Raw genomic sequence first — 21,305 nt, 5'->3', positions numbered from 1 at the left:
GACCGTGTGAGCGACGCCGTCAGAAGCTCTGGCGGGTGCGGCGGCCGGCGTTGACGATCAGCCCCGCGCCCGCCACCAGGAACGCGGCACCGCCGATGAGATACGGCTTGGTGTCGATGCTGCCGGTGTCGGCGAGGCCGATCTGCTCCGCGGCGGAGCGCGTGGTGGCCGTGCTGGCCGTACTGGCCGTACTGGCCGTGCTTGTCGTACGGGTGTGGGCCGCGGTCTTCGTGTGCGCGGAGGTCGCGGCGTCGTCGGGACTCGCGCTCGCGGACGGGACGAAGAACAGCGCCGCGAGCGCGGCGGCGGCTGCTGCGGCGACATAGGGACGGGGCGAGGTCAACGGATCCCCCAGCTGGTGCGGCGAATTGACCGTAGGGGCAGATGGTAGTGACTTGGTGTGGCTCGTGGGAAGCCGCGGCGAAGGCGCTTACGCTCCGTGGCATGAGCGCTACTGAGATTCCCCGCGGCGAGAGCGGTCCGCGGTACGTACGACTCCAGGTGGAACTCGTCCTGGAGGTCTCCGGGCCCGACGAGCTGCGCGGCGCGGCCCTGGACCACATCGGCGCCGACGAGTTCATGCCGCCGCAGGAACGCCTGCACGCCCGCGACGCCGTCGGCAAGGACGAGTCGGAGGCGCTGGCGTACCTCGTCGACCCGGCCGACCTGCTCTCGGCCGTGCCGGGCGTCGACCTCGTCCAGGCGTCGTGGTCGTGCGCGCACACCGAGTACGACCCGGACTCCGACGAGTGGGACCTCGACGAGGAGGACGCGGACGGGGACGCCGAGGACTAGGGCCTGTCCGGGGGTCCGGCGGCGCCGGAAGCGGAGCCGGACGCTTCGCGCCGACCGGCCCGGAGGCGGCGCCGGGACAACCCCTCCCACCTGCGCGAACGCGCCGCCTCCCGTCGCGTGCGGCCGGAAACGGCCCGCGTGCGTTACCCCACAATTCCGGCACTCGGGGCACGGTTACCGGTGTCGGCCTGTTTTCATGGCATGTGGACGAAGCTCGTCATTCACCCGCGAGCGACCCCAGCCCATTGGAGACACGCGTGACGCCGCCCGACAACGCACATGCCCCCGCCAAGCGCTCGCCCTTCACCCGCCGCCGCGCACTCGCGGCCGCCGCGGTGCTGATCGGCGGCGCCGTCACGCTGACGGCGTGCGGCGGCGGAGGCGGCGGTGGCGACAAGGCCGCGGGCGGCGACAAACCGACCAGCTCCGCCAGCTCGTCCCCGTCTGCCGGGCAGTCCCCGTCGGCCGCCGCCCAGTCCAAGGAGGACGCCGCGGCGGCGAAGCAGGCGTCCGACGCGAAGATCACCATCACGCCCAAGGACGGCAGCACCGGCGCGAGCATCCACAACGACGCCAAGGTCACGGTGGCGGGCGGCACCCTCACCTCGGTCACCATGACGTCCAAGGCCACCGGCAACAAGATCGCGGGCACCATATCCGCCGACCGCACGAGCTGGACCCCGGACGTCGCGCTGGCCCGCGGCACGCAGTACGCGATATCGGCCGCCGCCACCGACTCCCAGGGCCGTACGGCCGCGGCGAACGGCACCTTCTCGACCGTCTCCGCCTCCAGCAGCTTCATCGGCTACTTCACGCCGGAGGACGGCTCCACCGTCGGCGTCGGCATGCCGGTCTCGATCAACTTCGACAAGGCGATCACCAACCGCGCCGCCGTCGAGGCCGCGGTCTCGGTGACCTCCAGCAGCGGCCAGCGGGTCGAGGGCCACTGGTTCAGCTCCACCCGGCTCGACTTCCGCCCCCAGCAGTACTGGCAGGCGGGCTCGCACGTCTCCCTCAAGCTCAAGCTCGACGGCGTCAAGGGCGGCGCGGGCATCTACGGCGTCCAGGACAAGACGGTGAACTTCACCGTCGGCCGCTCCCAGGTCTCCACGGTCGACGCCGCGACCCACCAGATGACCGTCGTCCGCGACGGCAAGGTCCTCAAGACCATCCCGATCTCGGCGGGCGCCCCGGACCACAGCACGTACAACGGCCAGATGGTCATCTCCGAGAAGTACCAGACCACGCGGATGAACGGCGCGACGGTCGGCTTCACCGAGGACGACGGGAAGGGCGAGTACGACATCCCCGACGTCCCGCACGCCATGCGGCTCAGCAACTCCGGGACCTTCATCCACGGCAACTACTGGGGCAGCAAGTCGATCTTCGGCGCCACCAACACCAGCCACGGCTGCGTGGGCCTGAGCGACACCAAGGGCGGCAAGGACCCCAACACCCCGGCCGCCTGGTTCTACAACAACTCCATGGTCGGTGACGTCGTCATCGTCAAGGACTCCGCCGACAAGACGATCCAGCCGGACAACGGGCTCAACGGCTGGAACCTGTCCTGGGCGGCGTGGACGGCTCCGCAGGCGTAAGGCTTTCACGCCTCCTGCTGGAGGGCCCAGCTCGCCGGGTCCTCCAGCACCGTGCGGACGGAGCTGTACGCCGCGCCCCGCAGCACCCCGTCGCGGCCCAGCCTGGACGTCACCACGTCCTCAGGGCGCCACTGCCGGTCGGTGACGCGGGCCGCCAGCTCCCGCCGGACGCCCGGCAGCAGCCACGGCGCCAGTTCGGCCAGCGGGCCGCCGACCACCACCGCCTGCGGGTCCAGCAGGTTCACCGCGCCGCTCAGCGCGATGCCGAGCGCCGCGCCCGCCTCCTCCAGCGCCTTCAGCGCCGCCGGGTCGCCGTCGGCCGCCGCCGCCCGCAGTGCCGGGCCGCCGCCCGCGCCCACCCCCGCCGCCCGCAGCAGCGCCTCCTCGCCCGCGTACGTCTCCAGGCAGCCGTGCGCGCCGCACGAGCACAAGGGGCCGTCCGGGTGCACCGGTACGTGGCCCAGCTCGCCCGCGAAGCCGCGGGCGCCGCGGAACAGGCGGCCCTCCACGACGAGGGCGGCGCCGATGCCGATCTCCGCGGAGACGTGCACGAAGTCCGCGAGCCTCTCGTGGCCGCCGAGCCACAATTCGGCGAGCGCGCCGAGATTCGCCTCGTTCTCCACGACCGTGCCCTCGCCGAGGGGGGCCGCGACGGCCACGTCCTCCCAGCCCAGGTTCGGGGCGCGCAGGACCGTGCCGCGGTCCTTTCCGACCAGGCCGGGGACCGCCACTGTCGTGGCGACCGGGCGCAGGCCGCTCCCGGCCGCCTCCCTGGTCACCTTCGCCGTCAACTCGGCCAGTTCCGCCAGCACTTCGGCGGCCGGGCGGCCGCGGTTCGCCGCCTTCGCCTCGGCGTGGCAGCGGACGGTGCCGCGCAGGTCCACCACGCAGGCGGCCAGGTGGTCGACGCCGACCTCGGCGCCGAGGCCGGCGGGGCCGCGCTCGCTCAGGGCCAGGGCGGTGCCGGGGCGGCCGACGGTGCCGGGGCGCTGCGCGCCGCGCTCTTCCACCAGGCCGGCCGCCAGCAGTTCGTCCACCAGCGTCGAGACGGTCGCCCTCGTCAGGCCGACCTCTGCCGCGACGGCGGCGCGCGTGACGTTCTCGCCTGCGGCGAGGGCACGCATGACCAGTGCCATGTTGCGGCGCCTCAGGCCCGCTTGCGCGCCCATTCCCTTACCCACGCCGTCCTCCATCCCATCCCCCCAAGTATGTGCGGCTGCGCCGCGGCGGTGTTCTCTGCCCGCCCGCCCACCCGTGCGGGTGTTTTCTTCGTCTGCGGGTGCCGCTTGTGCCTGGGTCGGTGCCGGTCCGGGGCACCTCCTCGAAATGCGGCTACCTGGTCTCCTGTATCCGGCACCCTTCTTGTCACCGCATTTCTGCGGGGGCACCCCGGCCCGTCCCCTCCCGGCCCGTCGGCGTCCGACGGTCCGGTGGGGGTTGCCGGGAGGGGGATTCTTTCGGCGGGCCGCCCTGCGCCGGTGCCCCCTCCCCGGTGAGTCGGAATGCTCGGGCCCTTCCTCCAAGAGCCCAACGAAGCCCCTGCCACCCCCCCCAGCACCCGCACCCCCGGCTGGACGTCGGGTGGCGCAGGTCCCGCACGCCCTCCCACCCCCTCCCCCCCCAGCCACAGCGGACAGGCGGGCGCCGGCGGACCGGAGGGGACGGTGCGGGGTGCCCCCGCAGGGGGACGAACGGAAAGGGGCTGGACGTTTTCGAAGTGGGTGCACGTTCGTCGCCCGAGGAGGTGCCCCGGGCCGGGACCGACCAGGCACGGGCGGCACCCGCAGACGAAGAAAGCACTCGCACGGGTGGGCGGGTGGGAAAGAAACGGGCGCCGCCCCCAGAAAGGCGGCGGGGTCAGCGGCCGGCCGCCAGCGGGAGCGCGGAGGAGAGGCGGGCGAGCGCAGCGTCATCGCGGGGAAGGGGCGGGTGGAGAGCCCCTGCCGCGGTACCCCAGCGGAGCGCGACGGCGGAGGGAGACTCCTTGGTGAGGAGAGCCGCGGCCTGCGCGGCGGCGCCCAGCGCGACCAGCTCCGCGGCACGCGGCACCTGAACGGCCCGCCCCGAAAGGCGGCGGACGGTGTCGAGCCAGGCCGCGCCCCGGGCGCCGCCGCCGATGAGGAGAAGGGGCTGGTCGGAGGGGGCGGAGTCCACGGCGAGCACCTGGTCGAGGGCGGAGAGAAGCGCGTAGACGGCCCCGTCGTAGGCGGCCTGGAGCACCTGTCCGGCGGACGTGTCGTGGCGCAGGCCGGTCAGCAGCCCCGAGGCGTACGGCAGGTTGGGAGTGCGCTCACCGTCGAGGAAGGGGAGGAAGGCGACGGAGCCGCCGGGCTCCACCTCCTCCCGGTCGAGCCGCAGGAGCGCGGCCACCTTGTCGACGGCCAGCGTGCAGTTGAGGGTGCAGGCCAGCGGCAGCCAGCCCCCGTCGGCGGCGGCGAAACCCGCGACGGTCCCGGACGCGTCGGTCGGCCGCCGCCGCGAAACGGCGTAGACCGTACCGGAGGTACCGAGGCTGAGGACGGCGCGTCCGGGTTCGAGGCCGAGGCCCAGCGCGGCGGCGGCGTTGTCGCCGGTGCCGGAGGCGACAAGGGTGCCGGGCCGCAGGGGCAGACCGGCGGAGACGGTGCCCGCCTCCTCGCCGGGCCCGAGGACGGTCGGGAGCAGCGCGGGGTCGAGCCCGATCTCGGCGAGCAGCCCGTCGTCGTAGGTCTCGGTGCCCGAGGCCCACCAGCCGGTGCCGGAGACGTCGCCGCGGTCGGTGACGGCGGCGCCGCCGAGCCGCTCGGTGAGGAAGTCGTGGGGGAGGCGTACGGCCGCGGCGGCTGCCGCGACCTCGGGCTCGTGCTCGGTGAGCCATGCCCACTTGGCGGCGGTGAAGCTGGCCGCGGGGACGGAGCCGAAGCGCTCGGCCCACCACTGCGCGCCGTGCCGTTCGACGAGCGCGGCGGCCTGCGGCGCGGACCGTACGTCGTTCCAGAGCAGCGCGGGCCGCAGCGGGCGTCCGGCGGCGTCGAGGACGACCAGCCCGTGCTGCTGCCCGCCGACCGATATCGCCTCGGCGCGCGCCGCGTACTCCCCGGTCTGCCCGATCGCGTCGCGCAGCGCCGTCCACCACACCTCGGGGTCGGTCTCGCGTCCGGCCCCCGAGCTGACCGTGTGCGGCGCCTGCCCGGCGGCCAGGACGGCGCCGCTGTCCACGTCGACGGCCAGCACTTTCGTGGACTGCGTGGAGCTGTCCACCCCGAGCACGACCCGTCCCGTCCCTGCTTTCGACCCCATGCGATTCCCGATCCCTTCGCGAGCGCCACTTCCCATCGCTGGTCTCGCATACTAATTTGTTTAACAGTCTGACGAATAGGAGCCAGTCGCAATGACTTCCGAGAGTCTTACCCCGGCCCCCGAGCACAAGTTCACCTTCGGCCTGTGGACCGTCGGCTGGCAGGGCCGCGACCCGTTCGGCGACGCCACCCGCGCCCCGCTGGACCCGGTCGAGTCCGTCAACCGGCTCTCCGAGCTGGGCGCGTACGGCGTCACCTTCCACGACGACGACCTGATCCCGTTCGGCTCGACGGACGCGGAGCGCGACGCGCTGGTCAAGCGGTTCCGGCAGGCGCTGGACACCACCGGGATGACCACCCCGATGCTGACCACGAACCTCTTCACGCACCCGGTCTTCAAGGACGGCGCCTTCACCGCCAACGACCGCGATGTCCGCCGCTTCGCCCTCCGCAAGACCCTCCGCAACATCGACCTCGCCGCCGAGCTGGGCGCGGAGACGTATGTGGCGTGGGGCGGCCGGGAGGGCGCGGAGTCCGGCGGCGCCAAGGACGTACGGCTGGCGCTCGACCGGATGAAGGAGGCGTTCGACCTGCTCGGCGAGTACGTCACCGAGCAGGGCTACAACCTGCGGTTCGCGGTCGAGCCGAAGCCGAACGAGCCGCGCGGCGACATCCTGCTGCCGACCGTCGGCCACGCGCTGGCCTTCATCAACTCGCTGGAGCGCCCCGACATCGTCGGCGTCAACCCCGAGGTCGGCCACGAGCAGATGGCCGGGCTCAACTTCCCGCACGGCATCGCCCAGGCGCTGTGGCACGGCAAGCTCTTCCACATCGACCTCAACGGCCAGACCGGCATCAAGTACGACCAGGACCTCCGCTTCGGCGCGGGCGACCTGCGCTCCGCCTTCTGGCTGGTCGACCTGCTGGAGACCGCCGGATACCAGGGGCCGCGGCACTTCGACTTCAAGCCGCCGCGTACCGAGGACTACGACGGGGTGTGGGCGTCGGCCGCGGGCTGCATGCGCAACTACCTGATCCTCAAGGAGCGCGCCGCCGCCTTCCGCGCCGACCCCGAGGTGCAGGCCGCGCTGCGGGCCTCGCGCCTGGACGAGCTGGCCCTGCCGACGCTCGGCGCGGAGGACACGCTGGGCGGACGGCTGGCCGGACTGCTCGCCGACCGCGGCGCGTACGAGGACTTCGACGTCACGGCGGCGGCCGAGCGGGGCATGGCCTTCGAAGCGCTCGACCAGCTCGCCATGGACCACCTGCTGGGTGTCCGCTGACCGGGGGCAGGCGGCCCGGCCCGCGGTGACTCCCGCGGGGTGCGGGTCGCACCCCGCGTCAGACTTCCCGAGCGAACTGTCACGGGCCTGTGCAGGGCCCGTGGGAGAGCTGTTCAAGGAACTCCTCACCCGGGCTTTATCCCCGGCTCATCGCGGCACCCTGTTTCTCAGCACTCCCTCACACCCGCCTCACCGGAACGTCACCGCTGATTCCTAGCGTTCGCGGCAGCGGGAGCGGAGTGGACGCACCCCCTCCTCGCGTCCACTCCACTCCCGGCTCCACCCACTGCCACCCACGAGGAATCGGATGTTCTTCACGTATCTCCGGCGCGAGCTGCGCCGCCGACGCAAGGCGGCACTCGTCGTCGCCCTGGGCCTCGCGCTCGGCATCGGGCTGGTCATCACCGTCAACTCCGTCTCGTCCGGCATGGGCCAGGCGCAGGACAAGGTCCTCCAGTCGCTGTACGGCCTCGGTACGGACATGACCGTCACCAAGGCCGCGCCCGCCGCCACCGCGAGCGGTGGTACGACCCGCCCCAAGTTCGACTTCGACGCGAACAGCGACGGAAAGACGCAGAGCAGCGACCGCGTCATGGTCCAGGGCTTCCAGACGCTGGCGTCCTCGGTCGTCGGCAAGGTGAGCGGTCAGCAGCACGTCGCGGGCGCGGTCGGCGGCCTCAGCCTCCAAGTGCTCAAGATCGACGGCTCGTTCACGCAAGGACAGTTCCAGCAGAAGCAGGGCACCTCCGGCGGCGGCGGGCGCGGCGGCGGCAACACCCCGCCGCAGGGCGAAGTCCGGGGCGGTGGCGCGCAGTTCGACGCCAACAGCTACACGCTGTACGGCGTCGATGTCTCCAACCTCGCGCTCGGCCCGCTGACTTCGTCGAAGATCACCTCGGGCACCACCTTCACCGCCGCCCAGGCGGACGCCGAGGTCGCCGTGGCCGACTCCGCGTACGCCAAGGAGAACAAGCTCTCGGTCGGCTCGACGGTCACCGTCAAGGACACGAAGTACAAGGTCATCGGCATCGCGACCGCCGACAGCGGCCAGGCGGCGGCCAACCTCTACCTGCCGCTGAAACAGGCGCAGACGCTCTCGGACTCCGCGGACAAGATCACCACGGTGTACGTCAAGGCGTCCGGCTCGCAGCAGATCGACAGCGTCAAGTCGGCCATCCAGAAGAACATTTCGGGGACCACGGTCACCACCTCGGCCGATCTGGCCTCCACCGTCTCCGGCTCGCTGTCGACGGCGTCCTCGCTCGCCACCAACGTCGGCAAGTGGCTGTCGATCGCCGTCCTGGTCGCGGCCTTCCTGGTCGCGGGGCTGCTCACCTCCTCCGCCGTCAGCAGGCGGGTACGGGAATTCGGCACGCTCAAGGCGCTCGGCTGGAAGAGCGGCCGGATCACCCGGCAGGTGATGGGCGAAGCGCTGGTCAACGGGCTGCTCGGCGGTGTCCTCGGCATCGCGCTCGGCCTGGCGGGGGCGTACGCGGTCACCGCGATCAGCCCGACGCTCAGCGCTCAACTCGGCTCCAACGGAGGCGGTGGCGGCGCAGGCGGCGGTGGCGGCGGCTTCGGCGGCCCGGCCCGTTCCGCCGCCAAGACCGTCGACATCGCGCTGAGCGCCCCGGTCAGCGTCCACACCATCGCCCTCGCCGTCGGCCTGGCCGTCGCGGGCGGCCTGATCGCGGGCGCCTTCGGCGGCTGGCGCGCCTCCCGGCTGCGCCCCGCCGACGCCCTGCGCCGCGTCGAATAGCCCCTCGTCCAGAAGGAATTGACCATGTATCAGTTGACCGGCGTGACCAAGCGCTACCGGCGCGGCAAGGCCACCGTGGACGCCCTCAAGGGCATCGACCTGGCCATCGCCGACGGCGACCAGCTCGTCATCCAGGGCCCCACCGGCGGCGGCAAGTCCACGCTCCTCCAGATGCTCGGCGGCCTCGACCGCCCGACGTCGGGCGCCGTGGAACTGGACGGCGTCGACCTCGCCAAGCTCGGCGAGGCCAAGCTCACCAAGGTGCGGTCGGAGAACATCGGCTTCATCTTCCAGAGCTTCAACCTCATCCCGACCCTCACCGCGCAGGAGAACGTCGAGACCGCCCTCGTACCCATGGGGGTCAAGGGCGCGGCCCGCCGCGAACGCGCCGCGCGGGCACTGGAGTCGGTGGGCCTCGGCGAACGGCTGGCCCACCTGCCCTCCGAGCTCTCCGGCGGCCAGCAACAGCGCGTCGCCATCGCCCGCGCCCTGGTCAAGGAGCCCAAGGTGCTGCTCGCCGACGAGCCCACCGGCAACCTCGACGAGGGCACCCGCGACGACATCATGGGCCTGCTCGAAGGGCTCTGGCGCGACCGCGGCCTCACCTTCATCCTCGTCACCCACGACTCGGGCATCGCCAAGCGGGCGCCGCGGCTGGCGACGATCAGGAAGGGGACGCTGACGCTGCGCGAGCGCACAGCCGCCTGAGCGGGGAGCGCGGCGGGCCCCTCGCCTCCCCTCCGCCGGTCGATCCGTCCGGCGGCGGAGAGGCGGCGCCGCGTTGTCGGTGCCCGGTGCCACGCTGGACCGCGGACGGGCCGCACGCCCGAGAGCCGGGCCGCCGTGCCCGGCCCGCCGCGACCAGGGGAGACCGATGTCAGAGCCGACCGCACCACTGCGTACGACCTTCACCGCCGTCGTCCTCGACGCGCCCGACGCGACGGCGCTCGCCGACTTCTACCGGCGGCTGCTCGGCTGGGAGGTCACCGCGCGGGAGCCCGACTGGGTCAAGCTCAACCCGCCCGGCGGCGGCACGGGCCTGTCCTTCCAGACCGAGCCCCTCTACACCCCGCCGACCTGGCCCTCCGCCCCCGCCGCGCAGCAGATGATGCTGCATCTCGACTTCGAGGTCACCGACCTCCCGGCGGGCACCGCCACCGCCCTGGCCTGCGGCGCCACCCTCGCCGCGCACCAGCCGGAGAACGACACGCGGATCTTCCTCGACCCGGCCGGTCACCCCTTCTGCCTCTGGGTGCGCACCGACGTCTGAGCCCCGCCGGGACCGGGGGCGCGGAGCCTCAGGACCCGGGCCGGGCCCGCTCCCGCCGACCCGCGCGGGAATCTCTTCGAGAAGATCCCGGATTCGCGCGTGAGGTCTCCGGATCAGGGGTGTCTTAAGAATGTCAGGGCCCATGAGGCCGCCACATGCACCGTAGGGTCGGCGTATTCGTACGATCCACCGTCGTGCGATCCGCGTCAGTGGATCCGCGCGACCCGGCCGGTGCACTTGCGAACACCAGGAGACCCGGTATGACCACGACGAAGGCCGAAGCGCCGGTTTCGCCCCAGCGCACCAGCACGGACCGCGACGACGACGGCAGCAAGGGGCAGGGCCTGGAGAAGCGGGCCGACGGCGCCTTCCGCGTGCCCGCCGAGCGCGGCCGTACGTCCATCGCCAATTCCGTCGTGGAGAAGATCGCGGGCATGGCGGCACGCGAGGTGCTCGGCGTCCACGACTTCGGCGGCAGCCTCGCCCGCAGCATGGGCGCCATCCGCGACCGCGTCCCCGGTGGCCGCCCCAACGTGACCCGCGGCGTCAAGGTCGAGGTCGGCGAACGGCAGACGGCCGTGGACCTGGAGCTGGTGGTCGAGTACGGCGTCGCCATCACCGATGTGTCCGCCGACGTACGGGAGAACGTGATCTCCGCCGTCGAGCGCATGACCGGCCTCGAGGTCGTCGAAGTCAACGTCTCGATCGTCGACGTGCACCTGCCCGACGAGGACGACGACACCCCCGCCGAGGGACGAGTGCAGTAGCCGTTCTCCGGGGGCGCCGGGGCTGTCCCACCCCGGCGCCCCCGCACGCCGCTGCCGCTCGCACGAACCCGGTGCCGTACGGCACACCCCCGTGGACCGCGATCACCTGTTGGACGGACGACGTTGACCTGCTTGTACGTGCCTCTGCTCGCCGCCGAGGACCCGGCGCGGTGCCGTGTCCGGTGAGGCGTCCGACGGGGCGCCGTCGCATGTGCCCCCGCCCGAGTCGGAGCCGCCGGCGTCCGGGCGGGAGGAAGACCTGCTGGTCGCCCGCGCGAGCGAGGGCGACGACGAGGCGTTCGAGATCCTGGTACGGCGGCACAGCGGCGAACTGCTGCGCCTGGCACGCCGGTTGCTCGGCAACGACGCCGAGGCGGAGGACGCGGTGCAGGACGCGTATGTCAGCGCGTGGCGGCGGCTGCCGGAGTTCCGCAGGAACGCGGCCTTCGGCACGTGGATGTACCGCATCGTGACCAACCGCTGCCTCAACGTCCTCAGGGGCCGCCGCCCCACCCAGCCGCTGGACTCGATCGTCGAACCCGCCGCGCCCGAGTACCAGTCCTCGCCCGTCCGCGCCGCGGAGTCCGCCGCGTCGGCCGAGGCGCTGCACCGCGCGCTGGCCGGGCTCACCCCCGAGCAGCGCGCGTGCTGGGTGCTGCGCGAATTCCACGGCCTGTCGTACGACGAGATCGCCGCCGCCGTGGGGATCGGCGAACCGGCCGTCCGGGGACGGATCTTCCGCGCCCGCCGCTATCTGACGGAGGCGATGGACACATGGCGCTAGACGACGAACTCCTGCCCTGCGACGCCTCGTTGGCCGATCTGTGGGAGGGCGGCGAGCCCGCCCCCGGCCACGAGGACTGCCCGCACTGCCGGGACTCGCTCGCCGAACTGGCCCAGCTCGACCAGGCCGTGCACCAGGCGCTGGCGGTACGCGACCTGCCCGCGCCCGATCTGGCCGCCCGCGTGATGGACCTGGTGCGGACCGAACTGCGGCCCGGCCGCCTCGTACCGCTCGGCGACCCCGCGGCCGACGACTGGATCACCGAGACCGCCGCCGCCCGGCTCTTCCGGCAGGCCGCGGACGCGGTTCCCGGTGTCGTGGCCGGGAGCTGTCGGATCACCGCGGCCCGCGAGCCCGCGCGCTACGTACTGCCCGGCCTGCCGCTGCCGCGCGTGCCGCTGCGGGTCCGCCTGGAAGTGGCCGTCGTCCTCAGCCGTACCGTCCCCGAGGCCGCCGCGGCGGTCCGCGAACGCGTCATGAACGCGGCGCACGCGGTGATCGGCCTGGACGTCGCCGCGGTGGACGTGTCGGTGGTGGACGTCCTGGACGACGGGGCGGCGGCCGACCGCCCGCTCAACGACGCGACCTCCGGGGAGGGCTGACCCGATGAACCCGCTGACCCGCACACCGGAAGAGCGCGAGACCGCGACCGCGGCGGGCGCCGCCGCGGTCGACGTCCCCGGCGTCGCCTACCTCAGCCCGCGCCTGACCGACCGGCTGCGCTCGCGTACCGCCCCCGGTGTCACCGTGCGGTGGCGGACCGACCCCGCGCAGTGCGCGGTCACGGTCTCGCTGGCCGTACGCACCGGCTACCAGGCGGCCCGGGTCGCCCAGCACGTGCGGGAGGCGGTCGTCGAGGCGGTCTACACGACGTATCCGCAGACGCTGACCACGCCGGTCACGGTGTCGGTGACGGTCACCGCGATCGTCTGAGACCGTCCGTTTTCACCGGGTACGTCCCCGCGCGTGATGTCCGTCCGCCCACGGTGTCCAAGGGTGCAGACCCTTCGAGATTCGAGAGAGGACACAGACCGCCATGGACGCCACGGCTCCCTTCACCTGTCCGACCGCGCTGGACGACGACGGGATACTCACCCTCCGGCCGTGCGGGGACATCGACCTCGAAGCGCGCCCGGCCCTGACCCAGGCCCAACTGGCGCTGCGCCCCGGCCTGCGGGGGGTCCACCTCGACTTCGACGCCGTCCCCTTCATGGACACGACGGCGCTGCGCTTCCTGAGCAGCCTGCACGCCCGCTGCACCGCCTTCGCGCTCCCGCTCCACATCACGGGTCTGCGCCCCCAGCACCGCCGCATGCTCTCCCTGTCCGACTACCGCCTCCCCACCTCCCCGACCTCCCCCACCACAACCGCCTGACCCTCCGGCGGCGCCCCGAAGCGGGCCACGCAGTGCCAGACGCGCTTGAGCGACTGCGGGTCGTGGCGGCCGGTGCGGGCGGCCTCGCCGATGACGCGCGGGTCGAGGAATCCGCCCTCCGCGATCTCGGCGCCCAGCGCGACGAATTCCGGCCCCCGGTAGTCCGGGTGGCGGCGCAACTCCGTGACGGCGAGGCGGAAACCGGCGTGCCACTCCAGCGGGCACGGCAGCAGGCGCGCGGCGTCCTCCACGGTGGTGCCGCGGTGGCTCGGGTCGAGCACCAGCGCCTCCACGTCCTCGGCGAGCACCACGGGACCGTGCACCTGCGCCTCCACATAGCCGTCGAGCGCGTCCCCCCGCCCGGCCGCGGTGTCCGCGCGGGCCAGCTCCACCAGGGCCGACACCGTCCCTTCGACCCCGAAGTCGGACGGTTCCCGGGCGCTGTCCGGATAGCAGAAGGTCGCCCGTGCCAGCGTCCCGGCGCGCAGCCGGAAGTGCGCGGACCCGAAGCGCGGGGCCGCGCCGACCTGCTCGCGCCGGAAGTTCAACGCCCCGTACACCGGCCGTGCCCGCCCGTCCGCCCGGTCGTACGCGCCCCCGAAGATCCGGCTCTCCCACCGCCACCGGTCTCCGCCCGGATACGCGGTCAGGCCCCCGTTGCTCGTACCGGTCACGAACTGCGACCGGTACACGCCCTCCCGTCCCAGCGCCTCCAGCATCCCCCCGCGGTCCGGATGGAAATTCACGCTCACCCGCACCCCGGCGGCAACCGGCGTCCCGGCCCGCGCCAGCCCGGTCACGTGGCGCAACGCCTCATCCGCCGCGAGCGGCGTTTCCCCGGTCACGTCATCCACCCCTTGCCCCCTGCCTCCTGTGCGGGCCGAGCCGTCGGCCGTCAGCGCGGGGCCGGGGCCGGGGCCAGGCCGTCGGCGACGAGGCCGGCGAGGACGGCTTCGCCGAGGGTCTGGACGGCGGACTGGGGGCGGACCATGACAGTGATCTCCTTGATCAGCCCGGCCGGGTCGAACTGGAGCATGTCGATGCCGTGGATCTCCTTGCCGTTGACGGTGGCGCGGAAGAGCAGGATCGCGGACGGGGCGTCGGTGCCGTCACCGGTGGTCCGGGCGGAGCCGTCGAACCGGCCGATGTAGCGGAAGTCCTCGAAGGTGCGCACCAGGACGTGGAAGAGGCCGACGACGAGCGGCTTGCCCTCGAACGGGGTGAACTTCACCGGGCTGTAGAGCCGGATGTCGTCGGTGAACAGGCGGCTGAGGGCCTCGACGTCGCCCGACTCGACGGCGGCGCGGAAGGCGGAGGGGTCTGCGGTCACGGCGTCCGTCGCGGTCACGGCGGCTGCTCCTTCGGTTCTGGAGGGCTGCCCTGGGCGGACCCCCTAGTCGTGCATCTGATTAGTCACTTTCTTGAGTACCATGTCGAGCGTACAACGGACCGGGCGGACGGGAGGAGGCCGGGCGATGGCTTTGCGCCACGCGGTCCTCGCGGCGCTGCTGGACGAGGAGCTGAGCGGCTACCAGCTGGCCAAGGCGTTCAACGTCGGCGTGGCCAACTTCTGGCACGCGCTGCCCCAGCAGCTCTACGCGGAACTGACCAGGCTGGAGAGCGACGGCCTGGTCACCGGCCGGGAGGTCGTCCAGGACACGCGGCCGAACAAGCGCCTCTTCCAGGTGACCGACGCCGGCCTCGCCGAACTGGAACGCTTCGCGGCGGCGCCCGCGAAACCGTCCTTCATCCGTGATGAACTCCTTGTGAAGGTTCAGACCGCCGACCGCCTCGGCACCGAGGCCGTCATCGCCCAGCTCATGGAGCGCGCCGCCTTCGCGGCGGCGAAGGCCGAGCTGTTCACGACCCTGCTCGGCAAGCTCCGCGGCGACCGGGACGAGGAGGACTTCCTGCGCCACGGCACCCGCATCGGCCCGTATCTGACGTGCCTGCGCGGCCTCGCCTTCGAGCGGGGAAACGCCGAGTGGTGCGAGCGCAGCGCGGCCGTGCTGCGCGCGAGGCTGTCGGCGCGGGCCTGACGGCGGCACTACGCTCGGGGCCATGAGCGACAAGCACATCGGGCACCAGGACATCGGCCACCAGCACTTCGAGACCCTCGCGATCCACGCCGGCCAGGCCGCGGACGCGCAGACCGGGGCCGTGGTGACGCCGATTTACCAGGTGTCGACGTACAAGCAGGACGGTGTCGGCGGCCTGCGCGGCGGCTACGAGTACAGCCGGTCGGCCAACCCGACCAGGACCGCCCTCGAAGAGAACCTGGCGGCGCTGGAGGGCGGCAGCCGCGGCCTCGCCTTCGCCTCGGGGCTCGCGGCCGAGGACTGCCTGCTGCGTACGATGCTCGCGCCGGGCGACCACGTGGTGATCCCGAACGACGCGTACGGCGGCACCTTCCGGCTCTTCGCGAAGGTCGTGGAGCGCTGGGGCGTGCGCTGGTCGGTGGCCGACACCTCCGACGTCCAGGCGGTACGGGACGCGCTCCGGCCGGAGACCAAGCTGATCTGGGTCGAGACGCCCTCGAACCCGCTGCTCGGCATCACCGACATCGCGGCGGTCGCCGGGGTCGCCCGGCAGGCCGGGGTGCGGCTGGTGGTCGACAACACCTTCGCGAGCCCTTACCTCCAGCAGCCGTTGGCGCTCGGCGCGGACGTCGTCGTGCACTCCACGACCAAGTACATGGGCGGGCACTCCGACGTGGTCGGCGGCGCGCTGGTCACCTCGGACGCGGGCCTGGGCGAGGAGTTGGCGTACCACCAGAACGCGATGGGCGCGGTCGCCGGGCCGTTCGACGCGTGGCTGGTGATGCGCGGCGTCAAGACGCTCGCGGTACGGATGGACCGGCACAGCGCCAACGCGACGCGGGTGGCCGGCATGCTGGCCGCGCACCCGAAGGTGGCGCAGGTGTACTACCCCGGTCTGCCGGAGCACGCGGGGCACGAGGTGGCCGCCAAGCAGATGAAGGCGTTCGGCGGCATGGTGTCCTTCCGCGTCGTGGGCGGCGAGGACGCGGCGGTCGCCGTCTGCGACCGCGCGGAGCTCTTCACGCTCGGCGAATCCCTCGGCGGCGTCGAGTCGTTGATCGAGCACCCGGGCCGTATGACGCACGCCTCGGTGGCCGGTTCCGCGCTGGAGGTGCCCGCCGATCTGGTACGCCTGTCGGTCGGCATCGAGGCCGCGGACGACCTGCTGGCCGACCTGGCGCAGGCCCTCGGCTGAGGTCGTGACACGGTCGTGAGAGCGTGAACTCCCGGGCCCGTACGGTCGCGCGCGCCGCGTACCGTACGGGCCCGGCGCCTTTCCCACGAAAGGCGTCAGCCCGTCGCCGACCACCAACTGCCGTCCGTCGGCGTCGTAGGGGCCGAGTGGTCGGGCCAGGCCACCGCGGCCAGGACCAGACCGGCCACGACGGCCGCGAACAGCACCAGCCACAGGGCGAGTCGGACCACCCGGCGGCGGCGTACGATCCGGCGTCCGCGGGCGGCGGCGCGGGCGGTGAGATCGAGCGGGACCACCGGGTGCGGGGTGTCCAGCAGGCGGCGCACCTCGTCGTCGCGGCGGTTGGGCAGGCGGCTCACGGTGCCACCGCGCTGGACTCGGCCAACTCCGCTGCCTCGGAAGCCGGTTCGGTCTCCCTGGGGGCTCTGCGGGCCCGCGCCGCGGCGGCGGCCACGGCCCTGGCCGCCGCGTCGGCGGCCGGATCGTCCTCTTCGGGCCTGCTGCGCAGCGTGGCCGTCCCGCGGGCGCAGATGGCGCGCACCCGCTCGACGGGCAGGCCGAGTTGGGCCGCGGTCTGCTCCTCCGCGACGCCCTCGAAGTGCCGCATCACGACGATCAGCCGCTCCTGGCCGCTGAGCCGGTCCAGGGTGCCGCCGCGGGGCCGCCGCCACCACGGGCGGTAGGCGAACCGCCGTACCAGCTCGCTCCTGGCCCGTTCGTACGGGTCCTCCGCGCGCATCGTGAGCCAGTTGGCGTAGACGTGCGCGAGCGTCGCGGTCAGGAGGCGGTCGGCGGCCTCAGGGTCGCCCGCCAGCAGTGTGGCGGCGTGCAGCAGACGGCCCGCCGCGCCCGCGGTGAACGCCGCGAATTCGGCGTCCCGTCGGTTTTCCGCTGCCGCCCGGCGCTTCCCCACGCGGCCATGGGACGGCAACCGGGTGTTCCGGGTCAAGCCCCTTGCGTGTCTCCCCGCGACCCCGTCGCGCCGCCGGTCCCCTCGGTCCCACCGGCCTCGTCGGACTCCGGCTCCTCGCGCTGTCCCGCCCCGGTGTGCCAGTCGGCGAGCGAGGTGTTGAAGCGGGCCAGCAGCTCGGTGAAGATCGCCCGCTCCCGCGGGGTCCACTCGTCGGTGACCTCGGCCATCAGCCGGCGGCGGGAGTCGCGTACCGCGTCGAGCCGGGACCGGCCGCGCGGCGACAGGGCGAGGACGACCGCGCGGCCGTCCTCCGGGTGCGAGGTGCGCTTGACCAGGCCGGTGTCGACGAGCGGGGCGACCTGGCGGGTGACCGTGGAGGAGTCGATGCCCATGGCCTCGGCGAGCGCCTTGACGCCCATCGGGCCTTCGCGGTCGAGCCGGTTGAGCAGCAGGTAGGCGGCGCGGTCCATGGAGTTGCGGGCCTTGCCGACTCCGCCGAGCCGCGTCTGTTCCGCGCGACGGGCGAAAAGTGCGACCTGGTGCTGGAGGCGCTCAAGGAGTTCGGTCGAGGTCTCCGTGGGGTTGGACATGACCTTGAAGCTCGCGTTCTGTCGGTCCTGTGAAGGGGAACGGGAAGGCGGAAGTTGTGGAGAAGAGTACGCGGCGCGGAAGGCCCCGTGACCCTTCACCGGCAATACGCCGCCCGCCGCGGCCCCGGCCCTGACACGTATTCCGGCCGCCGGTGACACCCTTGGCCCCCGGCGGTGGCGGTCCGCCGGAGCTGGGAGACTGGGCCCATGGACAGTTCGGTGCCCGCAGCGTCCCCTTCGATCACCCTCGATGACGTGCGAGGAGCGCACAAAATGCTCTCCGGGGTGGCCCGTATCACCGCGATGGAAGGCAGCCGCCATCTGTCGTCGCTGGTCGGAGCACCTGTGCACCTCAAATGCGAGAATCTTCAACGCACAGGTTCGTTCAAAATTCGCGGCGCGTACGTCCGCATCGCGGGCCTCGGCCCGGAGGAGCGCGCGGCCGGGGTGGTGGCGGCCAGCGCCGGGAACCACGCCCAGGGCGTGGCCCTCGCGGCCTCCCTGCTCGGCGTCCGCTCGACCGTCTTCATGCCCGTCGGCGCCCCGCTGCCCAAGGTGGCCGCGACCCGTGACTACGGCGCCGAGGTACGGCTGCACGGCGCGGTCGTCGACGAGACGCTGCGGGCGGCCATCGAGTACGCCGAGCAGACCGGGGCGGTCTTCATCCACCCCTTCGACCACCCGGACATCATCGCCGGGCAGGGCACGGTGGGCCTGGAGATCCTTGAGCAGTGCCCCGAGGTCGGCACCATCGTGGTCGGCATCGGCGGCGGCGGTCTCGCCGCCGGTCTCGCGGTCGCCGTCAAGGCGCTGCGGCCCGATGTGAAGATCGTCGGCGTGCAGGCCGCGGGCGCCGCCGCGTATCCGCCCTCGCTCGCCGTCGGCCGCCCGGTGGCGCTCGGCACGGTCGCCACGATGGCCGACGGAATCATGGTCGGCCGCCCGGGCGACATACCGTTCGCCCTGGTCAGGGACCTGGTGGACGAGGTCGTGACGGTGACGGAGGACCAGCTCTCCTCCGCGCTGCTGCTCTGCCTGGAACGCGCGAAGCTGGTCGTGGAACCGGCCGGGGCCAGTCCGGTCGCGGCGCTGCTGGCCGCGCCCGAGGCGCTGCGGGGGCCCGTCGTCGCGGTGCTCTCCGGCGGCAATGTCGACCCGCTGCTGATGCAGCGCATCCTGCGGCACGGCATGTCGGCCGCCGGCCGTTACCTGTCCCTGCGGCTGCGTCTCACCGACCGGCCCGGCGCGCTCGCCACGCTCCTGGGGGTGTTGTCAGTGGTCGACGCTAACGTCCTCGATGTCAGCCATGTGCGCACCGACCCGCGGCTCGGCCTCACCGAGGCCGAGGTCGAGGTGCACCTGGAAACCAAGGGACCTGAGCACTGTGTCGCCGTGGGCGAGGCACTGGAGAACGCGGGTTACACCGTCATCCGGTGACCGCCCCGGCGGCCGGAGCTCGCCGTCGTACGACCCGCCGCCGCGGGGGAATCGCCCGCCGAGCCCCGCGACGGCGCGCTGTTTACCAGGTTCCGTGGCGGACGCGAAATTGGCTTGACGCGATATATCGCGTCTGTCATTCTCGCGTTCCATCGCGGTTCGCCGCGCGGTCCGCCGCGCGCTGAGCGATGAGTTTCGGCCGTTCGGGCGGTCGAAGTCATGAAGCCGCACACCGCACCAGTCGTGAGAGCTGCACACCGCACCAACGGACGGAGTGACAAAATGCCGGGCGCCATCTATGCAGAGGGTCTTGTGAAGACCTTCGGCGATGTCAAGGCACTGGGGGGAGTGGACCTCGACGTGCCGGAGGGCACGGTCCTCGGGCTGCTCGGGCCGAACGGCGCGGGAAAGACCACCGCCGTCCGGGTCCTGACCACACTCCTGCAACCCGACAGCGGCAGAGCCGTCGTCGCGGGCATCGACGTACTGAAGCATCCCAACGAGGTCCGCAGGCACATCGGCCTGTCGGGTCAGTTCGCCGCGGTCGACGAGTATCTGACCGGCCGGGAGAACATCCAAATGGTCGGCCAGCTCTACCAGATGAGCGCCAAGGCGGCCCGCGCGCGGGCTGACGAACTGCTGGAGCGCTTCAATCTGGCGGACGCCGCGAACCGGCCCTCCAAGACCTACTCCGGCGGTATGCGCCGCCGCCTGGACCTCGCCGCCGCGCTCGTCGTGAGCCCGCCGGTGATGTTCATGGACGAGCCGACCACCGGACTCGACCCGCGCAACCGCCAGCAGCTCTGGGAGGTCATCCAGGAACTGGTCGCGGGCGGCACCACCTTGCTGCTCACCACCCAGTATCTGGAAGAGGCCGACCACCTCGCGCACGACATCTGCGTGATCGACCACGGCAAGGTCATCGCGCGCGGCACCTCCGACCAGCTCAAGGCGCAGACCGGCGGCGAACGCGTCGAGGTCGTCGTGCACGAGCGGGACCGCATCTCCGACGCCGCCCGCGCGCTCGCCGGATTCGGCAAGGGCGACGCGAAGATCGAGGAACACCAGCGGAAGATCACCGTCCCGGTGACCGGCGGCGCCAAGCTGCTCGCCGAGGTGATCCGCGACCTGGACGCGCAGGGCATCGAGATCGACGACATCGGCCTGCGCCGACCCACCCTGGACGACGTGTTCATCTCCCTGACCGGCCACGCGGCCGAGCAGGACAACGCCGCCGACGAGGAGACCGAGGACCCGGGCGCCCGCAAGGCCGACGCGTCCCGCAAGGAGGCAGTCAAGTGAGCGCCACGACCGACATCGTGACCACCGCCGCGCCCAAGGGCGCGGGCGGCGTCGTCCAGTCCGTCAGGGACTCGCTGGTCGTCGCCAAGCGCAATCTGATCCGGATGCTGCGCATCCCCGAGATGATCATCTTCGGGCTGATCCAGCCGATCATGTTCGTGGTGCTGTTCAGCTACGTCTTCGGCGGCTCGGTCGCCGTCGGCGGCTCCCTCAGCGCCTCGGACTACCGCAACTTCCTGATGGCGGGCATCTTCGCCCAGACGGTCACCTTCGCCACCGCCGGCGCGGGCGCGGGCATCGCCGACGACATGAACAAGGGCCTCATCGACCGCTTCCGGTCGCTGCCCATGGCGCGCGGCGCGGTGCTCACCGGCCGCACCCTCGCCGACCTCGTCCAGACGACGCTCACCGTCGTCGTCCTCGCGGTGGTCGGCGTGCTCGTCGGCTGGCGCATCCACAACGGCGTGCCGAAGATGATCGGCGCGTTCCTGCTGCTGCTCCTGCTGGGCTACGCCTTCTCCTGGATCGGCGCGCTGATCGGCCTGTCGGTCCGCACCCCGGAGGCGGCCACCTCGGGCGGCCTGATCTGGCTCTTCCCGGTGACGTTCGTGTCGAACGCCTTCGTGGACTCGTCCAACATGCCGGGCTGGCTCCAGGCGGTCGCCGACTGGAACCCGTTCAGCGCCACCGTGCAGGCGTGCCGCGTGCTCTTCGGCAACCCGGGCGTCTCGCAGTCCGGCGCCTGGCCGATGCAGCACCCGGTGTGGGCGTCGCTGATCTGGTCCGTGCTCATCATCGTGGTCTTCCGTACGCTCGCGGTCCGCAAGTACCGCTCGGCGACCGCTTAACAGCCGGTCACCGCGGAGAGCCGGACGACCGCCTCACGCTCGACGATCGCGTCACGCCCGACGCCTTCGCGG

24 protein-coding genes are annotated in these 21,305 nt (G+C 72.5%); 16 read left to right on the top strand and 8 right to left on the bottom strand.

The window, feature by feature from the left end:
• Positions 1 to 19 precede the first annotated feature (19 nt).
• Positions 20 to 343 (bottom strand): hypothetical protein, encoded by a 324-nt coding sequence (locus ACFY9V_RS17055; protein WP_391161725.1) that lies wholly within the window; start codon positions 341 to 343, stop codon positions 20 to 22.
• Between the two features lie 101 nt (positions 344 to 444).
• On the opposite strand from ACFY9V_RS17055, the gene ACFY9V_RS17050 reads away from it, so the two are divergent.
• Together ACFY9V_RS17050 and ACFY9V_RS17045 are read left to right on the top strand one after the other, a co-directional pair.
• Positions 445 to 795 (top strand): hypothetical protein, encoded by a 351-nt coding sequence (locus tag ACFY9V_RS17050; RefSeq protein ID WP_391049076.1) that lies wholly within the window; start codon positions 445 to 447, stop codon positions 793 to 795.
• Positions 796 to 1,052: 257 nt separating this feature from the next.
• On the top strand, positions 1,053 to 2,393 hold the full coding sequence (locus ACFY9V_RS17045; protein ID WP_391161724.1) for an Ig-like domain-containing protein: 1,341 nt from the start codon (positions 1,053 to 1,055) through the stop codon (positions 2,391 to 2,393).
• Between the two features lie 5 nt (positions 2,394 to 2,398).
• On the opposite strand, the gene ACFY9V_RS17040 is transcribed toward ACFY9V_RS17045, so the two are convergent.
• The gene (locus ACFY9V_RS17040; protein ID WP_355349892.1) at positions 2,399 to 3,529 is read right to left on the bottom strand and encodes an ROK family transcriptional regulator; all 1,131 of its coding nucleotides are present in this window, start codon (positions 3,527 to 3,529) and stop codon (positions 2,399 to 2,401) included.
• A 721-nt stretch (positions 3,530 to 4,250) separates the two neighbouring features.
• Entirely contained in the window at positions 4,251 to 5,672 is a 1,422-nt protein-coding gene (gene xylB, locus ACFY9V_RS17035) for a xylulokinase (RefSeq protein ID WP_355349895.1), read from the bottom strand.
• Between the two features lie 91 nt (positions 5,673 to 5,763).
• Between xylB and xylA the strand changes: the two genes are divergently transcribed.
• The 9 genes from xylA (at position 5,764) to ACFY9V_RS16990 (ending at position 12,909) form a co-directional block, all read left to right on the top strand.
• Positions 5,764 to 6,954 (top strand): xylose isomerase, encoded by a 1,191-nt coding sequence (gene xylA / locus ACFY9V_RS17030; RefSeq protein WP_355349898.1) that lies wholly within the window; start codon positions 5,764 to 5,766, stop codon positions 6,952 to 6,954.
• Between the two features lie 307 nt (positions 6,955 to 7,261).
• Positions 7,262 to 8,713 carry an FtsX-like permease family protein gene (locus ACFY9V_RS17025; protein WP_391161723.1) on the top strand — a complete coding sequence of 484 codons (1,452 nt, stop codon included), beginning with the start codon at positions 7,262 to 7,264 and terminating at the stop codon, positions 8,711 to 8,713.
• A 24-nt stretch (positions 8,714 to 8,737) separates the two neighbouring features.
• A complete protein-coding gene (locus ACFY9V_RS17020) occupies positions 8,738 to 9,421 on the top strand; it encodes an ATP-binding cassette domain-containing protein (protein WP_391161722.1) in 684 nt (227 codons plus the stop codon).
• A gap of 166 nt (positions 9,422 to 9,587) precedes the next feature.
• Positions 9,588 to 9,983, top strand: a complete 396-nt coding sequence (locus ACFY9V_RS17015; RefSeq protein ID WP_391161721.1) for a VOC family protein — start codon at positions 9,588 to 9,590, stop codon at positions 9,981 to 9,983.
• Positions 9,984 to 10,243: 260 nt separating this feature from the next.
• Positions 10,244 to 10,750, top strand: coding sequence for an Asp23/Gls24 family envelope stress response protein (locus tag ACFY9V_RS17010; protein WP_355349910.1), 507 nt, complete (start codon positions 10,244 to 10,246; stop codon positions 10,748 to 10,750).
• A gap of 211 nt (positions 10,751 to 10,961) precedes the next feature.
• Positions 10,962 to 11,534: a sigma-70 family RNA polymerase sigma factor gene (locus tag ACFY9V_RS17005; RefSeq protein ID WP_391161752.1), complete on the top strand. Its 573-nt coding sequence runs from the start codon at positions 10,962 to 10,964 to the stop codon at positions 11,532 to 11,534.
• On the top strand, positions 11,525 to 12,136 hold the full coding sequence (locus tag ACFY9V_RS17000; RefSeq protein ID WP_355349913.1) for a hypothetical protein: 612 nt from the start codon (positions 11,525 to 11,527) through the stop codon (positions 12,134 to 12,136). Before ACFY9V_RS17005 ends, ACFY9V_RS17000 begins: the two co-directional genes overlap by 10 nt.
• 4 nt (positions 12,137 to 12,140) lie before the next feature.
• On the top strand, positions 12,141 to 12,467 hold the full coding sequence (locus ACFY9V_RS16995; RefSeq protein ID WP_391161720.1) for an Asp23/Gls24 family envelope stress response protein: 327 nt from the start codon (positions 12,141 to 12,143) through the stop codon (positions 12,465 to 12,467).
• 103 nt (positions 12,468 to 12,570) lie between these two features.
• On the top strand, positions 12,571 to 12,909 hold the full coding sequence (locus tag ACFY9V_RS16990; RefSeq protein ID WP_355349918.1) for an STAS domain-containing protein: 339 nt from the start codon (positions 12,571 to 12,573) through the stop codon (positions 12,907 to 12,909).
• Here ACFY9V_RS16990 and ACFY9V_RS16985 read toward each other — a convergent pair.
• Together ACFY9V_RS16985 and ACFY9V_RS16980 are read right to left on the bottom strand one after the other, a co-directional pair.
• A complete protein-coding gene (locus tag ACFY9V_RS16985; protein WP_391161719.1) occupies positions 12,864 to 13,754 on the bottom strand; it encodes a DUF3626 domain-containing protein in 891 nt (296 codons plus the stop codon). The two genes, ACFY9V_RS16990 and ACFY9V_RS16985, sit on opposite strands and share 46 nt — an antisense overlap.
• Before the next feature lie 50 nt (positions 13,755 to 13,804).
• Positions 13,805 to 14,257 carry a nuclear transport factor 2 family protein gene (locus ACFY9V_RS16980; protein WP_391161718.1) on the bottom strand — a complete coding sequence of 151 codons (453 nt, stop codon included), beginning with the start codon at positions 14,255 to 14,257 and terminating at the stop codon, positions 13,805 to 13,807.
• Positions 14,258 to 14,384: 127 nt separating this feature from the next.
• Here ACFY9V_RS16980 and ACFY9V_RS16975 point away from each other — a divergent pair, with 127 nt between their 5' ends.
• Positions 14,385 to 14,948 carry a PadR family transcriptional regulator gene (locus ACFY9V_RS16975; RefSeq protein WP_355349927.1) on the top strand — a complete coding sequence of 188 codons (564 nt, stop codon included), beginning with the start codon at positions 14,385 to 14,387 and terminating at the stop codon, positions 14,946 to 14,948.
• Between the two features lie 22 nt (positions 14,949 to 14,970).
• Entirely contained in the window at positions 14,971 to 16,143 is a 1,173-nt protein-coding gene (locus tag ACFY9V_RS16970) for a cystathionine gamma-synthase (RefSeq protein WP_355349930.1), read from the top strand.
• A gap of 95 nt (positions 16,144 to 16,238) precedes the next feature.
• On the opposite strand, the gene ACFY9V_RS16965 is transcribed toward ACFY9V_RS16970, so the two are convergent.
• From ACFY9V_RS16965 to ACFY9V_RS16955, 3 genes are read right to left on the bottom strand one after another with little or no spacing between them, the layout of a single operon-like run.
• A complete protein-coding gene (locus tag ACFY9V_RS16965) occupies positions 16,239 to 16,502 on the bottom strand; it encodes a hypothetical protein (RefSeq protein ID WP_391049106.1) in 264 nt (87 codons plus the stop codon).
• Entirely contained in the window at positions 16,499 to 17,056 is a 558-nt protein-coding gene (locus ACFY9V_RS16960; RefSeq protein WP_391161717.1) for a sigma factor-like helix-turn-helix DNA-binding protein, read from the bottom strand. Before ACFY9V_RS16960 ends, ACFY9V_RS16965 begins: the two co-directional genes overlap by 4 nt.
• A gap of 32 nt (positions 17,057 to 17,088) precedes the next feature.
• Positions 17,089 to 17,646 carry a MarR family transcriptional regulator gene (locus ACFY9V_RS16955; protein WP_391161716.1) on the bottom strand — a complete coding sequence of 186 codons (558 nt, stop codon included), beginning with the start codon at positions 17,644 to 17,646 and terminating at the stop codon, positions 17,089 to 17,091.
• A gap of 207 nt (positions 17,647 to 17,853) precedes the next feature.
• On the opposite strand from ACFY9V_RS16955, the gene ilvA reads away from it, so the two are divergent.
• The 3 genes from ilvA (at position 17,854) to ACFY9V_RS16940 (ending at position 21,233) form a co-directional block, all read left to right on the top strand.
• Positions 17,854 to 19,083, top strand: a complete 1,230-nt coding sequence (ilvA, locus tag ACFY9V_RS16950) for a threonine ammonia-lyase (RefSeq protein ID WP_355350136.1) — start codon at positions 17,854 to 17,856, stop codon at positions 19,081 to 19,083.
• A gap of 282 nt (positions 19,084 to 19,365) precedes the next feature.
• Positions 19,366 to 20,385 (top strand): ATP-binding cassette domain-containing protein, encoded by a 1,020-nt coding sequence (locus ACFY9V_RS16945; protein ID WP_391049111.1) that lies wholly within the window; start codon positions 19,366 to 19,368, stop codon positions 20,383 to 20,385.
• Positions 20,382 to 21,233 (top strand): ABC transporter permease, encoded by an 852-nt coding sequence (locus ACFY9V_RS16940; RefSeq protein ID WP_355350130.1) that lies wholly within the window; start codon positions 20,382 to 20,384, stop codon positions 21,231 to 21,233. The genes ACFY9V_RS16945 and ACFY9V_RS16940 overlap by 4 nt, the downstream gene beginning before the upstream one ends.
• The last annotated feature ends 72 nt before the right edge of the window (positions 21,234 to 21,305 follow it).

Origin of the sequence: Streptomyces sp. NPDC008317 (assembly GCF_042955955.1) — a bacterium.
Lineage (GTDB): Bacteria > Actinomycetota > Actinomycetes > Streptomycetales > Streptomycetaceae > Actinacidiphila.
This window is presented reverse-complemented; position numbering and strand designations above follow the sequence as displayed.

Bases quoted from the DNA above. Each gene is read 5' to 3' on its own strand.
- xylA (WP_355349898.1), top strand. From the start codon at position 5,764: ATGACTTCCGAGAGTCTTACCCCGGCCCCCGAGCACAAGTTCACCTTC.
- ACFY9V_RS17000 (WP_355349913.1), top strand. From the start codon at position 11,525: ATGGCGCTAGACGACGAACTCCTGCCCTGCGACGCCTCGTTGGCCGAT.
- ACFY9V_RS16970 (WP_355349930.1), top strand. From the start codon at position 14,971: ATGAGCGACAAGCACATCGGGCACCAGGACATCGGCCACCAGCACTTC.
- ACFY9V_RS16990 (WP_355349918.1), top strand. From the start codon at position 12,571: ATGGACGCCACGGCTCCCTTCACCTGTCCGACCGCGCTGGACGACGAC.
- ACFY9V_RS17015 (WP_391161721.1), top strand. From the start codon at position 9,588: ATGTCAGAGCCGACCGCACCACTGCGTACGACCTTCACCGCCGTCGTC.
- xylB (WP_355349895.1), bottom strand. From the start codon at position 5,672: ATGGGGTCGAAAGCAGGGACGGGACGGGTCGTGCTCGGGGTGGACAGC.
- ACFY9V_RS16955 (WP_391161716.1), bottom strand. From the start codon at position 17,646: ATGTCCAACCCCACGGAGACCTCGACCGAACTCCTTGAGCGCCTCCAG.
- ilvA (WP_355350136.1), top strand. From the start codon at position 17,854: ATGGACAGTTCGGTGCCCGCAGCGTCCCCTTCGATCACCCTCGATGAC.
- ACFY9V_RS16945 (WP_391049111.1), top strand. From the start codon at position 19,366: ATGCCGGGCGCCATCTATGCAGAGGGTCTTGTGAAGACCTTCGGCGAT.
- ACFY9V_RS17050 (WP_391049076.1), top strand. From the start codon at position 445: ATGAGCGCTACTGAGATTCCCCGCGGCGAGAGCGGTCCGCGGTACGTA.
- ACFY9V_RS17040 (WP_355349892.1), bottom strand. From the start codon at position 3,529: ATGGCACTGGTCATGCGTGCCCTCGCCGCAGGCGAGAACGTCACGCGC.
- ACFY9V_RS17020 (WP_391161722.1), top strand. From the start codon at position 8,738: ATGTATCAGTTGACCGGCGTGACCAAGCGCTACCGGCGCGGCAAGGCC.
- ACFY9V_RS16995 (WP_391161720.1), top strand. From the start codon at position 12,141: ATGAACCCGCTGACCCGCACACCGGAAGAGCGCGAGACCGCGACCGCG.
- ACFY9V_RS16975 (WP_355349927.1), top strand. From the start codon at position 14,385: ATGGCTTTGCGCCACGCGGTCCTCGCGGCGCTGCTGGACGAGGAGCTG.
- ACFY9V_RS17025 (WP_391161723.1), top strand. From the start codon at position 7,262: ATGTTCTTCACGTATCTCCGGCGCGAGCTGCGCCGCCGACGCAAGGCG.
- ACFY9V_RS17010 (WP_355349910.1), top strand. From the start codon at position 10,244: ATGACCACGACGAAGGCCGAAGCGCCGGTTTCGCCCCAGCGCACCAGC.